This is a genomic window from Duganella sp. P38 (assembly GCF_050859475.1).
GTDB lineage: Bacteria > Pseudomonadota > Gammaproteobacteria > Burkholderiales > Burkholderiaceae_D > Rugamonas.
On the sequence record NZ_CP193936.1, the window covers coordinates 3,802,806 to 3,817,937 of the forward strand.

Consider the following 15,132-nt stretch of genomic DNA (forward strand, 5'->3'; position numbering starts at 1 on the left):
CGCGCAACGGGGGTTCAGCCCTGGCCGTGGTGGCAGGCGCCTGAGCCGGCTCGGCAACTGGCGCTACCGCTTCTGGCTCGGCAGGCGCCTTTGCCGCAGTTGCGGCGGCCTCCGGCGCGGCAGTTGCCGCCGTGGAGGCCGGAGCTGTCGCGGCGCTCGGCGCCGACGCGGCTGGGACTGCGGCATCATTACGCTTAAACGCATAAAACCCGCCCCCCGCCACGATGGCGGCGACGCACAAGGCCGCGACCAGCTTCGGCGCTGGTGACGCCGCAGCGCGAGACGGCGCAACAGGCGCTGGCTCGGGCGCAACGCCAGCGTCGGCCGATACCGGCGCTACGGCATCCGGCTGCTGGGCGTCCGGGGAATTTTCGATCACGGCAGGCGCAGGCACCTGCTCCGCACTCTCTGCTGGCGTGGGCGCAGATACCTCAAGGGCGTCAGGGGCAAGGACCTCAGGCGCGGTAGCAAGCTCTGCTACTGCGGCAACGGCGGGTGACTGGGCTACAGCGCGCCCGCATTGCTTACAAAACCTGGCCCCCGGCTGTAACGGCCCGGAACAACCGAGGCAGGCAATGGCTGCTTGCGGCGTGGCCAGGCCCTCCCCGCAAAATTTGCAAAACTTCGCGCCCGGCTTATTCTCATTGCCGCATTTCACGCAACTGCTCATAACTCTCCTCGCAAGCAAAAGATATCCATAAATCAAATAAAGTGTACTACAGGAAATTACTTAAGAGGAGGGAAAAGTAGCGATTTTCTCAATTTATTTTGAGAAACTGTTGCAAAGACAGTCATGATCGCCACCTCAGTATGCAGGCGGGAGAAGAGAATGATCTGATCTAGATCTGATGCGGCGCAAATAAAAAACGGCACGCAGCAGCGTGCCGTTGTTTGGAATCAAAACTTGATCACACAGCCGAAAAGTCGAGCTTGACGCCGGTGGCTTCCTGGATCTGTTCTTTGGTCACGCCCGGCGCCAGCTCCGTTACCTTGAGGCCGGCGCCGGTCACTTCCAGCACGCCGAGATCGGTAATCACCAGATCCACCACGCCCACGCCGGTCAGCGGCAGGTCGCATTTCGGCAGCAGCTTGTGCGAGGTGGTGCCGTCCTTGGCCGTGGCCACGTGTTCCATCAGCACCACTACTTTCTTGACGCCGGCCACCAGATCCATGGCGCCGCCCATGCCCTTGACCATTTTCCCCGGGATCATCCAGTTGGCCAGGTCGCCCTGCTCCGACACCTGCATCGCGCCAAGAATGGCCAGGTTGATCTTGCCGCCGCGAATCATGCCGAAGGAGTCGGCCGAGCTGAAGTAGGCGGCGCCCGGCAGCGCCGTCACCGTTTGCTTGCCGGCGTTGATCAGGTCGGCGTCGATTTCCCCCTCGGTCGGGAACGGGCCGATGCCGAGCAGGCCGTTTTCCGATTGCAGGAATACTTCGATCCCCTGCGGCACGTAGTTTGCCACCAGGGTCGGCAGGCCGATGCCCAGGTTCACATAAAAACCGTCTTGCAGTTCTTTTGCCGCGCGCGCGGCCATTTCGTCACGAGTCCATGCCATGATTTGTCTCTCCGTGTTCTTAGTGGGCGGCGCGGATGGTGCGCTGCTCGATGCGTTTTTCCGGCGTGGCGTTGACCACGATGCGATGCACGAAGATGCTCGGCAGGTGCACCTGGTCGGGATCGATTTCGCCGGTCTCGACCAGTTGTTCGACCTCGACGATGCAGACCTTGCCGGCCATGGCCGCGTTCGGGTTGAAGTTGCGCGCGGTTTTGCGGAACACCAGATTGCCGGCCTTGTCCGCCTTCCACGCCTTGACCAGCGCGACATCGGCCACCAGGCTGCGCTCCATGACGTACTGCTCGCCGTCGAACTCGCGGATTTCCTTGCCGTCGGCAACGATGGTGCCGACGCCGGTCTTGGTGAAGAACGCCGGGATGCCGGCGCCGCCGGCGCGCAGTTTCTCGGCCAGCGTGCCCTGCGGCGTGAATTCCAGCTCCAGCTCGCCCGCGAGGTACTGGCGCGCGAACTCCTTGTTCTCACCGACATACGAGGCGATCATCTTCTTGATCTGGCGCGTTTCCAGCAACTGGCCGAGGCCGAAGCCGTCGACGCCGGCGTTGTTGGAGATGGCGGTGAGGCCGTTGACGCCGGAATCGCGCAAGGCGCCGATCAGCGCCTCCGGAATGCCGCACAGGCCGAAGCCGCCGACGGCGATGGTTTGACCATTCTGTACCACGCCGGCCAGGGCGGCGGCGGCGTCCGGATAGAGCTTGTTCATAGTTGTCCCTTATGTTTGTGTTGCGTAGGCTCTGCCAACGTTGTTAAATACGTCAACGAGCGGCGATCCAGCATAGAATACGCTCATCAAAAGTTCAATACCGTAGAAATACCTGCACCCACCCATGCGCGCCCAGCCGATCATTGATTACGAATCGATTTTCCTTCATGCGCCGGTAGGCATGTGCATTTCGGAAAACCGCACCATCCAGACCTGCAACGAGGCGCTGGCCGCGATGTTCGGCTACACCCGCGCGCAGCTCGATGGCCTGTCCTTCCAGGAACTATATCCGACCATGGACGAGTTCCTGCGCACCGGCGACCGCATCATTCCGATCATGAACGCCAAGGGCCGCTACTCCGACGAGCGCATCATGCGCCGCGCCGATGGCGAGCTGTTCTGGTGTCACGTGACCGGCCACGCGATGCAGTCCGGCGCCCCGCTCGGCCCCGGTATCTGGACCTTTGAGGATGTCAGCGAGAAGCGCCCGGTCACCGCCGAGCTGACGCCACGCGAGCGCGAAATCGCCGCGCTGCTGGTCGAGGGCAAGACCAGCAAGAGCATCGCCCGCCAGGTCGACCTCAGCCCGCGCACGGTGGAGATGCACCGCGCCAGGCTGATGCGCAAGTTTTCCGCTTCCACCTCGTCCGAGCTGGTGCACAAGCTGGCGGGCGTGCAACGCTAAGCGTCGTTCCCGCGCAGGCGGGAAGCCATGGAACGCTGGCTCGGCATGGAAGTTTTCCGCTTCGACCTCGTCCGAGCTGGTGCACAAGCTGGCCGGCGTGCAACGCTAAGCGTCGTTCCCGCGCAGGCGGGAACCCATGGAACGCTGGCTCGGCATGGGTCCCCGCCTGCGCGGGGACGACGGTTTACATCGCGGTCATGCCGTCGTCGGCCGAGATGACGGCGCCGTTGATGAAGTTGGAGTCCTCGCCGGCCAGCAGCAGCAATAAACCATCGAGATCCTCGGGCTTGCCGGGGCGCTTGCGCGGCAGCATCTCGATCAGCTTGCGCCCCTGCTCGGTGGCGAAGTATTCCTCGTTGATCTCGGTCGAAATATAGCCGGGGCAAATGGCGTTGGTGTTGATGCCGTATTTGCCCCACTCGACCGCCATCGCCTTGGTCATCTGCACCACGCCGGCCTTGCTCATGCAATACACGCCGATCTGCGGCAGCACGCGCAAGCCCGCCACCGAGGCGATGTTGATGATGCGGTGCTTCTTGTTCGGGTCGCCCTTGGCGCGCGCAATCATGCGCTTGGCGCTTTCCTGCGCAACAAAAAAAGCGCCGCGCAGATTGGTATCCATGACGAAGTTATAGTCCTCAGGCGTGACGTCCACCAGGCGCTGCGTGGTCGACACGCCCGAGTTGTTGACCAGGATGTCGATCGGGCCGGCCTCGGTCTCGGCGTGGGCGATGGCCGACTTGATGCTGGCATAGTCGGTCACATCCAGATTGACCACATGGGCGGCGCCGCCGTCGGCCTCGATCTCGGCGCGCAACTCCTTCAGGCGCTCGGTACGGCGCGAGGCCAGCACCACCTGCGCGCCGGCCTGGGCCAGCACCTTGGCGAAACGGGCGCCGAGGCCGCTTGAGGCGCCGGTCACCAGCGCGATCTTTCCTTCAAAATTGACTTCTATGCCCACGGACTGCTCCTAGCGTTACGTTTGAGGTGTCTAAACATAATGATTACACAAATCTCCAGTATTAGATTGCGGTGTCTAATAATGTCGAAGACAATGGCGCCACAATTGCATTCCCGACGAAAAAGAAGCACACTCGTGCTAAAATTTTCTCATTCACCAAAACCACTATAACAACAGACCATGACACAGCCCCAAACCTTAGTAGAACAGTACGGCCCACGCGATGCGATGGAATATGACGTCGTCATCGTTGGCGGTGGCCCGGCAGGCTTGTCGGCGGCGATCAAGATCAAGCAGCTGGCCGCGGAAAAAGGCCAGGAAGTCTCGGTGGTCGTGCTGGAAAAAGGCGGCGAGCTGGGTGCCCACATCCTGTCCGGCGCCGTGATGGACCCGCGCGCGCTGACCGAGCTGATTCCCGACTGGAAAGAAAAAGGCGCGCCGCTGAACACCCCGGTGACCGAGGACCGCGTGCTGTTCCTGACCGAAACAGGTGCCATCAAGACCCCCAACCTGCTGCTGCCGAAGTGCTTCGAGAACCACGGCAACTACGTCATTTCGCTGGGCAACGTAGTGCGCTGGCTGGGCCAGCAGGCCGAAGCGCTGGGCGTGGAAATCTTCCCCGGCTTCGCCGCCGCCGAAGTGCTGTACAACGACGACGGCTCCGTCAAAGGCATCGCCACCGGCAATATGGGCGTCAAGCGCGACGGCGAAGCCGGCCCGGAATTCCAGCTCGGCATGGAACTGCACGGCAAGTACACGCTGTTCGCCGAGGGCGCGCGCGGCCACCTCGGCAAGCAGCTGATGGCCAGGTTCGACCTGAACAAGGGCAAGGACCCGCAATCGTACGGCATCGGCATCAAGGAATTGTGGGAAATCGATCCCGCCAACCATCAGCCCGGCCTGGTGATCCACACCACCGGCTGGCCGCTGGACAGCAAGACCTACGGCGGCTCCTTCCTGTACCACCTGGAAAACAACCAGGTGATGATAGGCTACGTGGTTGGCCTGAACTACGCCAATCCCTACCTGTCGCCGTACGAGGAATTCCAGCGCTACAAGACCCACCCGGAAATCCGCCAGTTCCTCGAGGGCGGCAAGCGCATCTCGTATGGCGCCCGCGCCATCACCGCCGGCGGCCTGCAATCGCTGCCGAAACTGGTGTTCCCGGGCGGCGCGCTGATCGGCTGCGACGCCGGCTTCCTCAATATGAGCCGCATCAAGGGTTCGCACGCCGCCATCAAGTCGGGCATGCTGGCGGCCGAGTCGGTGTTCGAGGCGCTGGGCGCCGGCCGCCAGGGCGACGAGCTGGCGGCCTACCCTGCCGCTTTCGAGCAATCCTGGCTGCACGAGGAGCTGCACGTGGCGCGCAACGTCAAGCCATGGCTGAACAAGGGCCTGTACCTGGGTTCGCTGATGGTGGGCATCGACCAGATCGTCTTCCGCGGCAAGGCGCCATGGACGCTGCGCCACTCGCACGCCGACCACGAGTGCCTGAAGCCGGCCTCGCAGTTCTCGCCGATCAACTATCCCAAGCCCGATGGCAAGCTGACCTTCGACCGCCTGTCGTCGGTATTCATCTCGAATACCAACCACGCGGAAGACCAGCCTATCCACCTGACGCTGAAGAACCCGAGCGTGCCGGTCGACGTCAACCTGAAGCAGTACGCCGGCCCGGAGGCGCGCTACTGTCCGGCCGGCGTGTATGAATTCGTCAAGAACGACGACGGCAGCGACCGGCTGCAGATCAACGCCCAGAACTGCGTCCACTGCAAGACCTGCGATATCAAGGACCCGACCCAGAATATCGTCTGGGTGACGCCGGAAGGCGGCGGCGGCCCGAATTATCCGAATATGTAAATAGCAATGCAGAACCAAGCGCGGCCGGCCAGCCGCGCTTTTTTTTATGGCCGGCAGGCGCCGGGCGGCTCATAATGGGCTGTGGAAGCGAGGAAATAAGCGGCTTCCCGGGGCGAATGAAAATATTTTGAGAAATTTCCACAAAGCATTTAATGTCCTTCCAGATGCGGTCGTCTTGTACTTGGGAGAGCGAAAACGATTCGTTGCTCCGAACTGAATCCACCTACCAGGAGTTATTTCATGCTGAGCCTTCACACCAATTCTTCGGCCCTGTCCGCACAAAGCTCGATCTCGCGCACCCAGTCGGCCCTGTCGACCTCGCAAACCCGCCTGAGCACCGGCTTCCGTGTCAACTCGGCAATGGACGACGCTGCAGGCCTGCAGATCGCAACCCGCCTGAAAGCACAAACCAGCGGCATGGCCGTTGCAATGCGCAACACCCAGAACTCGATCTCGATGCTGCAAACCGCCGAAGGCGCGCTGGACGAGACCACCACCATCCTGACCCGCATGAAGGATCTGGCGACCCAGTCGGCTGACGCTTCGTCGACCACCGATGACCGCACCGCGCTGCAAGCTGAATTCGACGCACTGTCGAACGAACTGACCAACATCGTTGGCAACGCCTCGTTCGGCGGCACCCAGCTGTTCAAAGCCACCACCGGCACCCTGCAGTCCGCCGTGACCTTCCAGATCGGCGCTTCGACCGACGAGAAAATGACCGTCAGCCTGAACACCGCGCTGACCACCATGACCGGCTCGATCACCGCCGCTGCTACCGGCTTCAAGTTCGACGGCACCGCCGGCACCGCTGGTACCGCTGCTGGCGGCGCCGCTGGTACCGAAATCGACGGCACCAACGCCACCACCACCATCGACAAGCTGAAAAACGCCATCGACAGCGTTGGCGCCCTGCGCTCGCAAATCGGTGCGGTTGCAAACCGTCTGGACCACGTCTACAACAACCTGCAAAACATCTCGACCAACACCAAGGCCGCTACCGGCCGTATCATGGACACCGACTTCGCTGCCGAGTCGTCGAACATGACCTCGTCGCAGATGCTGCTGCAAGCTGGCACCGCCATGCTGAAGCAGTCGAACAGCACCTCGTCGCTGGTTATGTCCCTGCTGCAGTAATCGTAGTAAGATCCGGGTATGTAACCATACCCGGATGCTATCAAGGGCCAACCGGAAGACTTCGGTTGGCCTTTTTTATATCCGCCTTTTCAGAAAGCGAGCCTGATGGCTGTAGATCGTATCGGAGCAGCGTCGCGCCCCCTGAGCGTCCCCGACCGGCCGCTGGCGCAGCCCGGCCAGGTCACGCGCGTGCCCGGCAGCGAAGGCCCGCTCGATACCGATTTCCCGCTCGGCCCGCTGCCCCCGCCGGGCCGAACGGCACTGGCGGCCCGCAAGCGGTCGGCACCATTGTCGACGGCCCCGATGGCCGGCAACTGCCGCCCGGCGCCGCCGAAGCGCTGGCCGCCGCGCTGGCCGAGACGGCCGATGGCGGCGACCCGGCCGCGATGCGCCCCAACCAGGTCTTCCTGTCGCGCCAGCTGGTGTGGCAACCGCCCGATACCAGTTTGATGGCCGCCTCGTGGCAGGTCATGATCCGCACCTACGCCGAACAGCGCGCCGCCTGGCTGGAACAGGCCAGCGGCAAGCATCTGCCGTCGAGCCTGTTCATGGCCGACCACACGCCGCGCGACAGCCGCCCCGGCATGCCGCTGGTTACCGAAATGGAGCCGTGGCGTTTCGCCGTGTTCGCCTGGGGTGCCGAGCGCCTTGTGCTGCGGGTGGTGACAAAGGAAGACGAAGAATACGACCGCAACCGCCGGCGCCGCTCGCGCGTGGCCTTGCGGCTGGAATTGATGCTGCCCGGCGTCGGCCGGGTGGTGATCCAGATGGAGCCGGCCAGCAGCAACGGCGTGGTCATGGAAATCGGCGCGGCGCAGACGGCCGCCATGCAGCACATGCGCGAAGTGCTGCCGCAACTGGCCGCCGTGGTCAGCCGCGCCGGCCTGACCATCCTGCGCTTCCGCCTGCGCCGCGAACTGCTGGTGGCGTCGGGCGACCACACGCATCCGAGCCGTTTGCACACGGCGGCGCTGACGCTGCCGCTGTTCAAGGCCATGGCCGAAGTGGCCACGCTGCTGTCGCAGCCGGCGGTGGCCGATGAACTACAATAGGCGCCGGGCCCGCGCGGCCGGGCGCTACTGGTAAGAACCCCTCTTTTCTCTACTATCACTCATGGCAACTTCATCGAACGTACAGCAGTTATTCGCACAAGGCATGCAGTTTCACCGTGAAGGAAAGCTGCCGCAAGCGCTGCAGGCTTATGAGCAGGTGCTGCAAATCGCGCCCCAGCATTTCGACGCCTTGCACAATACCGGCATTGCCGCCTTCCAGAGCGGCAACTTCGAAGCGGCCGCCAGCTTTTTCCGCTCGGCGCTTGCAGTCGAGCCCAAGCGCGCCTCCGCCCATAACAACCTCGGCAACGCGCTGCGCGAAATGCAGCTGATGGAAGACGCGCTGCGCAGTTACGACCGCGCGCTGGCGCTGGTCGCCAACGACGCCAACACCCATTTCAACCGCGCCGTCACCTTGCAAAGCCTGATGCGCACGGAAGAGGCGCTGCAAGCATATGAACAAGCGCTGACGCTGGAGCCGGGCGATGACCAGGCCTGGAACAGCCGCGCCTTCCTGCTGTGGCAGAGCGGCCGCTACGACCTGGCGCTGGTCAACGCCGAACAGGCGCTGGCGCTGGCCCCGCAGAATGTCGAAGCGCTCAATGTTCGCGGCAATATCCTGCAGGACCTCGGCCGCAACGAACAGGCCGAGGACAACTACCGCCAGGCGCTGGCGCTGCTGCCGGACTACGCCGACGCCCACTACAACCTCGGGCGCCTGCTGCTGGCCGGCGCCCGCCACGACCAGGCCTTGCAGCATCTCGGCGAGGCGGTCCGCCTGGCGCCCCAGCATGTGCAGGCCCACCGGCAACACGCGCTCGCGCTGCGCGCGGCCGGCCAGGCCGATGCGGCGCAACGGGCGGACGAGGCTGCGCTGGCGACCCAGCGCGAGCTGACTGCGGCCTACCGCCAGCGCGGCGCCGAGCTGGAGCAGCTGCAGCACCACGCTTCGGCGGCGGCCATGTATGCGGCCGCGCTGGAACTGGACGCCCAGGACGAGGAACTGCGACGCCTGCACGCGCGCGCGCTCGACAACACCAGCCAGCACGCCGAGGCGGTACAGGGCCTGCGCGAGGCGCTGCGCCTGAAGATGGAACGCGCCGCACGGCACGGCATGCCGCTGCCGGCGCAGCAGCAGCAACAGACATACGAATCGGCGCTGCTGGCCTTTGAAAAACTCAGCAAGCTCGCGCCGAACAACGCCAGCGCGCACATCAACCTGGCCGGCATCCTGGCGGCCATCGGCCTGCGCGACCAGGCGCTGGGACGGCTGGACCAGGCGCTGGAAATCCGGCCGGACTCGCCGCTGGCGCACGTCAACCGCGGGCTGATCCTGCTGGCGCGCGGCGACTACGAGCGCGGCTTCCAGGATTACGAATGGCGCTGGAAGGCGGAAGAACTGCCGACCTATAACACGCGGCGCCGCTTCCTCAAGCCGCAATGGAGCGGACGCGAGCCGTTGCAAGGCAAAACCATCCTGCTGCACGCCGAGCAGGGTTACGGCGACGCCATCCAGTTCAGCCGCTACGCGGCGCTGGCGAAACAGCGCGGCGCGCGCGTGGTGCTGGAGGTCTGGCGCGACCTGGCGCCGCTGATGCATACGCTGGACGGCGTCGACCAGGTGGTCGCGCATGGCGACGACTTGCCGGTCTTCGATTACCACATACCGTTGATGAGCCTGCCGGCTGCGTTCAACACGCGCCTCGACAGCGTCCCGGCGCCAGCCCACTATCTGCGCAGCGACCCGGCCCGGCGCGAGGAATGGGCTGCCACGCTCGGTCCCCGGACCCGGCCGCGCATCGGCATCGTCTGGAGCGGCAAGATCGGGCACAGCAACGACCACAACCGCAGCTTGCCGCTGGCCACGCTGGCCAGGCTGTTCACGCCGGACTATGAATTTATCAGCCTGCAAAAGAAGTGCGTGCGCACGAGCAGCAGGCGCTGGACCAACTGCCGGTGCGCCAGGTCAGCCATCTGATCAAGAATTTCAGCGACACCGCCGCGCTGTGCGACCTGATGGACGTGGTGCTGACGGTCGACACCAGCGTGGCCCACCTGGCCGGCGCCCTCGGCAAGCCGGTGTGGATCATGTTGCCGACGCCGTTCGAATGGCGCTGGCTCGAGCAAGGCGCCGGCAGTCCGTGGTATCCGAGCGCGACGCTGTACCGCCAGGAGAAAATCGGCGACTGGTCGCCGGTCATCGCCCGCATCGAAGCCGACCTGAAAAAGCTGCCGGCAGCGGACGGTGCGGGCCGCTTGAAACTGCACACCAGCTAACACGGAAGCAAAGCATGCAGCCCAACATCATCGCCACGCCGGCCGGCATCGCCTGCCCGGTGTGCCAGGCCGCCACGGTCATTCACGACGTCCTCGACTTCAACAAGATATGCCTGGAAGACCGGCAGCACAGCATGCCGCTGTGCGGCTGGCCGGTGTACTACCATCGCTGCACGGACTGCGGCTTCGTGCTGGCGCCCGAGTTTGGACGCTGGTCGGAGCAGGATTTCCAGCAGCACGTGTACAACGAGCGCTATGTCGAAATCGATCCCGATTACGTCAGCGCGCGGCCGCTGGGCAATGCCGACTTCCTGCAACAGCTGTTCGGCGAGCAGTCGGCCGAGATCCGCCATCAGGACTATGGTGGCGGCAGCGGCGTGCTGTCGGACAAGCTGAGCGAGCGCGGCTGGAACTCCAGCAGCTTCGATCCCTTCCCGCGCAGCGAGCGCACAGTGGGCGACCTCGGCAAGTTCAACCTGGTCACCGCGTTCGAGGTGTTTGAACACGTGCCCGACGTCAACGAGCTGATGGACAACATCACCGCGCTGATGGAAGACGAATGCGTGGTCATTTTCAGCACCCTGCTATCGGACGGCAACATCGAGCCCAACAAGCGGCTGACGTGGTGGTATGCCGCGCCGCGCAACGGCCACATCAGCCTGTTCTCCAAGCAAAGCCTGATCAAGCTGGCCGAGCAGCGCGGCCTGCAATTCGGCAGCTTCAACGGCGGCCTCCACTGCATATTCAACCGCCTGCCCCGATGGGCAAGCAAGCTGACCGGCTAAATCCGGGGTCAGGTCTGACAAACGCACACGGGCTCAACTGCTGCGCAGTTGAGCCCGTGTGCGTTTGTCGACCTGACCCCGGATTTAGCCGACGGTGCCGATGATGCTGACTTCGCGGTTTTCGGGGATTTCGTTGTAGGACAGGACGTGCAGGCCCGGCGCGAACAGGCGCGCGTAACGCGCCAGCAACGGCCGGATCTGCGGCAGCACCAGCAGCAGCGGCGGCGTCGCCTGCTGCTTCATTTGCTCGCGCGCCACCGGCATGTTGACTTGCAGCTGCGCCAGCAGGTGCGGGTCGATCGGGTAGTTGTCCAGCACCACCTTGCCGCTCTGGCGCGCCTGGTTCAGCGATCCGAGCAGCATGTTTTCCAGGTCGCCGCCCAGGTTGAACGCCTGCATCTCGGTCTTCTGGCCGAACAGCGCGGTGACGATCTGGCGCCGCAACGCGCAGCGCACCTCGGCCGCCAGCAGGATCGGGTCCTTGGTGGTTTCCGAGCTGTCCACCAGCGTGGTGGCGATCGGGACGATGTCTTTCAGCGAGACGTTTTCGGCCAGCAGCACGCGGAACACGCGCAGCAACTGGGTCGGCGTCAGCGCCTTGTCCAGCGCCCCCGCCAGCTTCGGCGAGATCGATGTCAGCCGGTCCATCATGGCCGAGACGTCCTCGTGGCGGAACAGCTCCGGCAGGTATTCGCGGATCAGCTTGGACAAGTGGGTGGCGATCGCGCTCGGCGTCTCCACCACCTGGTAGCCGAGGCCCAGCGCGTTGGCCTTTTCGCTGGTTTCGATCCACGTCACCGGCATGCCGTAGGCCGGCTCGATGCCGGGGATGCCGTCGATCTGGCCGTAGACGTTCGGCGACGGGATCGCCATCAGGCGGTCGGCAAACACCTCGGCCTGCGACACCACGCTGCCCGACAGGATCACCGAGTATTGCGTCGGCTTCAGGCCCAGGTCGTCGCGCACGGTGATCGGCGGCAGCAGCAGGCCCATCGCCTCGGAGATGCTCTGGCGCACGCCGCGCACGCGCTTGGTCAGCAGCTCGCCGTGCGCCTTGTCGATCAGCGTCACCAGCTTGTAGCCGACCGCCACCTGCAGCGGATGGACGATCGGCAGGTTGTGCCAGTCGAGGTCGGGCTGGCGGTCGTCGCGCAGCGCCGCTTCGATGGCGTCGATATTCGAGGTGTCGGGCTTTTGCACCCGGTTCAGCAGCTTCCAGCCGACATAGCCCAGCACCAGCGCGAACGGCACGAACATCTGCCACGGCATGCCCGGCACCAGCGCCAGGATCATCATCATGCCGGCCGCGCTGAACATCACTTGCGGCGAGGTCAGCACCTGGCTGCCGACCTGCTGCTCGAAGTCGCCCGAGTCCGAGATGCGGGTGACCAGGATCGCCGCCGCGGCCGACAGCAGCAGCGCCGGGATCTGCGCCACCAGGCCGTCACCGATGGTCAGCAGCGCGTATTGCTTGAAGGCGTCGGCAAACGACATGTCCTGCATCAGCGCGCCGATGGCGACGCCGCCGACCATGTTGATGATCAGGATCAGGATCGAGGCGATGGCGTCGCCGCGCACGAATTTCGAGGCGCCGTCCATGGCGCCGTAGAAGTCGGCCTCGGTGGCCACGTCCATGCGGCGCTGCTGGGCCTTCTCCTGGTTGATCAGGCCGGCGTTGAGGTCGGCGTCGATCGCCATCTGCTTGCCCGGCAGCGCGTCCAGCGTGAAGCGCGCCGACACCTCGGAAATGCGCTCGGCGCCCTTGGTCACCACCATGAAGTTGATGATCATCAGGATCACGAACACCACGATGCCGACCACGTAGTTGCCGCCCACCACCACGTTGCCGAAGGCCTCGATCACGTGGCCGGCCGCGGCCGTGCCCTCGTGGCCGTGCAGCAGCACCACCCGGGTCGACGCCACGTTCAGCGTCAGCCGCAGCATGGTGGTGGCCAGGATCACCGTCGGGAACACCGAGAAGTCCAGCGGCCGCTTGGCCGAGACCGACACCAGGATGACGATCAGCGCCACCACGATGTTGAACGTGAACATCACGTCCAGCAATATCGGCGGCAGCGGCAAGATGATCATCGCCAGTATCATCAACAGGAATGCCGGGGTGGCAAACTTATGGCGACGTGCCTCCGCAATCAGCGTTTTCAAAAAATTCACTGCTTAACCTCGCTCATGGATGTGGGCACAACAACTTCACTTTCTCTTGGTGGCACCGGTTCGGCCTGACGCCGGCCGGCACGGAATGCCTGCAGCTGCAGCACATAATTCAGCACCTGCGACACCGCCTGGTACAGCTGCACCGGGATCTGCTGATTGACCTGGGCGGTGTTGTAGATGGCGCGCGCCAGCGGCGGCAGCGCCATCGTTTCGATCTTGAACTCGGCCGCCAGCTGCTTGATGTACAGCGCCATCTCGTCGACGCCCTTGGCCACCACGTACGGCGCGGCCGCCTTGTCCAGGTCGTACTTCAGCGCCACCGCGTAGTGCTCCGGGTTGACGATCACCACGTCGGCGGTCGGCACCGTCTTGCGCGCGCTGCGCCGCGCCATCGCCCGCTGCAACTGGCGGATGCGGCCCTTGACCTCGGGCCGGCCCTCGGTGGTCTTGTGCTCTTCCTTCAAGTCCTGCTTCGACATGCGCTGGTTCTTGGCGAAGAACCAGGCCTGCGCCGGCACGTCGATCAGCGCGAAGATGATGAACACCGCCACCAGCGACATCAGCCCGTCCAGCATCAGGTTCGAGCCCGACAGCAACGCCTGGCCCAGCGGCATCATCTGCAGCTGCGTGTAGTCGGGCACCATCGAGCGCGCCACGTGAATCAGCACGGCGATCAGCACGCCGGCCTTGCCGATCGAGATCAGCAGCTCGAACGCGTGCTTGCCGCTGAACAGCCGGCCGATGTTCGATATCGGACTCATGCGCGACAGCTTGGGCTCCAGGTTCTTCGCCGAGATCACCCAGCCGCCCGGCACCATGGCGCCCAGCACGATGAACAGCGGCACCACGAACAGCGGCAGCACCATCTTGATCAGCAACACCATCGAGGTGCTGAACACGATCGACAGCGCGTTGTCGATGGCGCCGTCGCCGTCGAGCGGCGCGAAGCTCTGGTGGAACACCTCGTTGAACTCGGCCAGATAGGTCGGCAGCAGGTAGACGAACAGCTTCAGGCTGACCAGGATGCCGATCGCGGTCGACAGGTCGCGCGAGCGCACCACCTGCCCTTCCTGGCGCGACTTCTTCAGCTTCTGCTGTGACGCCTTCTCGGTTTTATCGCCGGTGCTGTCGTCAGCCATGCGCCACCTGCATTTGCTGGCGGATCAGCTCCAGCACCATATTGGTCATGCGGATATAGTGCTCGGGGATGAAACGCACCACCTGCGTCAGCATCAGCAGGCCGAAGATGGTGATCACCGAAAAGCCCAGCGCGAACAGGTTCAGGCTGGGCGCCACGCGGTTGAGGAAGCCGAAGCCGATCTGCACCACCATGGTGGAAAACACCACCGGCAGCGCCAGCAGCATGGCGGCCGAGAAAATCCAGGCGACGTTGTAGGCCACCGCCTCCAGCAGCTGGTTGCCGAAGCCGTGGCCGAGCGGCCAGGCCTTGAAGCTCTGGCCGATCACGTTGGCGATCACCAGGTGGCCGTCGATGGCGAAGAAGACGATGATGGCCAGGGTCGACAGCAGCGCCGAGGTGACGTCCGACGACTGCCCGTTCATCGGGTCGTTCATCACCGCCATCGACAGGCCCATCTGCGACGACACCAGGAAGCCCAGCACGCCGATCACCGCCATCGCGAAGTGGAACGCCAGCCCCAGCACGAAGCCGATCAGCGCCTGCTCGATGGTGGCCACCACGCCGTGCAGCGAGAACGGGTTGATCGCCGCCGCTCCCCAGTCGGCGCCGCCGGTCAGCGGCAGCATCAGGATCGCCAGCACCAGCGCGATCAGGATGCGCACCGTGGTCGGCGTCACCGCCTCGCCCAGCACCGGCGCGCCGATGAACATCGCCAGGATGCGGCAGAACGGCCACCAGATGGCGGTCAGCAGCGGCAGCAACTGGGTCAGGACGGATTCCATGGC

The 15,132-nt window shown here is 64.2% G+C and carries 13 protein-coding genes and 1 pseudogene; 7 read left to right on the top strand and 7 right to left on the bottom strand.

What is annotated here, in order from left to right; all coding sequences use genetic code 11:
• Window positions 1-526: 526 nt before the first annotated feature.
• The 3 genes and pseudogenes from ACRQ5J_RS17615 to ACRQ5J_RS17625 form a co-directional block, all read right to left on the bottom strand.
• Window positions 527-670 (bottom strand): annotated as a pseudogene (locus tag ACRQ5J_RS17615) (double zinc ribbon domain-containing protein); the annotation flags it as partial.
• 238 nt (window positions 671-908) lie between these two features.
• A complete protein-coding gene (locus tag ACRQ5J_RS17620; protein ID WP_432378450.1) occupies window positions 909-1,559 on the bottom strand; it encodes a CoA transferase subunit B in 651 nt (216 codons plus the stop codon).
• 19 nt (window positions 1,560-1,578) lie between these two features.
• Window positions 1,579-2,280: a CoA transferase subunit A gene (locus ACRQ5J_RS17625; protein ID WP_432378452.1), complete on the bottom strand. Its 702-nt coding sequence runs from the start codon at window positions 2,278-2,280 to the stop codon at window positions 1,579-1,581.
• Window positions 2,281-2,404: 124 nt separating this feature from the next.
• On the opposite strand from ACRQ5J_RS17625, the gene ACRQ5J_RS17630 reads away from it, so the two are divergent.
• Window positions 2,405-2,965 (top strand): LuxR C-terminal-related transcriptional regulator, encoded by a 561-nt coding sequence (locus ACRQ5J_RS17630; protein WP_432378453.1) that lies wholly within the window; start codon window positions 2,405-2,407, stop codon window positions 2,963-2,965.
• A 184-nt stretch (window positions 2,966-3,149) separates the two neighbouring features.
• On the opposite strand, the gene ACRQ5J_RS17635 is transcribed toward ACRQ5J_RS17630, so the two are convergent.
• Entirely contained in the window at window positions 3,150-3,926 is a 777-nt protein-coding gene (locus ACRQ5J_RS17635) for an SDR family oxidoreductase (protein WP_432378455.1), read from the bottom strand.
• A gap of 180 nt (window positions 3,927-4,106) precedes the next feature.
• Between ACRQ5J_RS17635 and ACRQ5J_RS17640 the strand changes: the two genes are divergently transcribed.
• The 6 genes from ACRQ5J_RS17640 to ACRQ5J_RS17665 all read left to right on the top strand — a co-directional run bounded on the left by ACRQ5J_RS17640 (window position 4,107) and on the right by ACRQ5J_RS17665 (window position 11,034).
• Window positions 4,107-5,783, top strand: coding sequence for an electron transfer flavoprotein-ubiquinone oxidoreductase (locus tag ACRQ5J_RS17640; protein WP_432378457.1), 1,677 nt, complete (start codon window positions 4,107-4,109; stop codon window positions 5,781-5,783).
• A 240-nt stretch (window positions 5,784-6,023) separates the two neighbouring features.
• Window positions 6,024-6,920: a flagellin gene (locus ACRQ5J_RS17645; RefSeq protein WP_432378459.1), complete on the top strand. Its 897-nt coding sequence runs from the start codon at window positions 6,024-6,026 to the stop codon at window positions 6,918-6,920.
• A gap of 65 nt (window positions 6,921-6,985) precedes the next feature.
• The gene (locus ACRQ5J_RS17650; protein WP_432378461.1) at window positions 6,986-7,972 is read left to right on the top strand and encodes a hypothetical protein; all 987 of its coding nucleotides are present in this window, start codon (window positions 6,986-6,988) and stop codon (window positions 7,970-7,972) included.
• A 103-nt stretch (window positions 7,973-8,075) separates the two neighbouring features.
• Complete coding sequence (locus ACRQ5J_RS17655; RefSeq protein WP_432378462.1) at window positions 8,076-9,950, top strand: tetratricopeptide repeat protein; 1,875 nt, start codon at window positions 8,076-8,078, stop codon at window positions 9,948-9,950.
• Entirely contained in the window at window positions 9,890-10,249 is a 360-nt protein-coding gene (locus ACRQ5J_RS17660; RefSeq protein WP_432378464.1) for a hypothetical protein, read from the top strand. The genes ACRQ5J_RS17655 and ACRQ5J_RS17660 overlap by 61 nt, the downstream gene beginning before the upstream one ends.
• Window positions 10,250-10,263: 14 nt before the next feature.
• Window positions 10,264-11,034, top strand: a complete 771-nt coding sequence (locus ACRQ5J_RS17665) for a class I SAM-dependent methyltransferase (RefSeq protein WP_432378466.1) — start codon at window positions 10,264-10,266, stop codon at window positions 11,032-11,034.
• An 84-nt stretch (window positions 11,035-11,118) separates the two neighbouring features.
• Here the strand turns inward: ACRQ5J_RS17665 and ACRQ5J_RS17670 are convergent, their stop codons facing one another.
• The 3 genes from ACRQ5J_RS17670 to ACRQ5J_RS17680 are packed head-to-tail and all read right to left on the bottom strand — an operon-like array spanning window position 11,119 to window position 15,129.
• Window positions 11,119-13,206 carry a flagellar biosynthesis protein FlhA gene (locus tag ACRQ5J_RS17670; protein WP_432378468.1) on the bottom strand — a complete coding sequence of 696 codons (2,088 nt, stop codon included), beginning with the start codon at window positions 13,204-13,206 and terminating at the stop codon, window positions 11,119-11,121.
• Window positions 13,203-14,345: an EscU/YscU/HrcU family type III secretion system export apparatus switch protein gene (locus tag ACRQ5J_RS17675; protein WP_432378470.1), complete on the bottom strand. Its 1,143-nt coding sequence runs from the start codon at window positions 14,343-14,345 to the stop codon at window positions 13,203-13,205. Before ACRQ5J_RS17675 ends, ACRQ5J_RS17670 begins: the two co-directional genes overlap by 4 nt.
• On the bottom strand, window positions 14,338-15,129 hold the full coding sequence (locus tag ACRQ5J_RS17680) for a flagellar biosynthetic protein FliR (protein ID WP_432378472.1): 792 nt from the start codon (window positions 15,127-15,129) through the stop codon (window positions 14,338-14,340). Before ACRQ5J_RS17680 ends, ACRQ5J_RS17675 begins: the two co-directional genes overlap by 8 nt.
• Window positions 15,130-15,132 lie beyond the last annotated feature (3 nt).

Bases quoted from the DNA above. Each gene is read 5' to 3' on its own strand.
- ACRQ5J_RS17655 (WP_432378462.1), top strand. From the start codon at position 8,076: ATGCAGTTTCACCGTGAAGGAAAGCTGCCGCAAGCGCTGCAGGCTTAT.
- ACRQ5J_RS17640 (WP_432378457.1), top strand. From the start codon at position 4,107: ATGACACAGCCCCAAACCTTAGTAGAACAGTACGGCCCACGCGATGCG.
- ACRQ5J_RS17665 (WP_432378466.1), top strand. From the start codon at position 10,264: ATGCAGCCCAACATCATCGCCACGCCGGCCGGCATCGCCTGCCCGGTG.
- ACRQ5J_RS17645 (WP_432378459.1), top strand. From the start codon at position 6,024: ATGCTGAGCCTTCACACCAATTCTTCGGCCCTGTCCGCACAAAGCTCG.
- ACRQ5J_RS17620 (WP_432378450.1), bottom strand. From the start codon at position 1,559: ATGGCATGGACTCGTGACGAAATGGCCGCGCGCGCGGCAAAAGAACTG.
- ACRQ5J_RS17625 (WP_432378452.1), bottom strand. From the start codon at position 2,280: ATGAACAAGCTCTATCCGGACGCCGCCGCCGCCCTGGCCGGCGTGGTA.
- ACRQ5J_RS17630 (WP_432378453.1), top strand. From the start codon at position 2,405: ATGCGCGCCCAGCCGATCATTGATTACGAATCGATTTTCCTTCATGCG.
- ACRQ5J_RS17680 (WP_432378472.1), bottom strand. From the start codon at position 15,129: ATGGAATCCGTCCTGACCCAGTTGCTGCCGCTGCTGACCGCCATCTGG.
- ACRQ5J_RS17675 (WP_432378470.1), bottom strand. From the start codon at position 14,345: ATGGCTGACGACAGCACCGGCGATAAAACCGAGAAGGCGTCACAGCAG.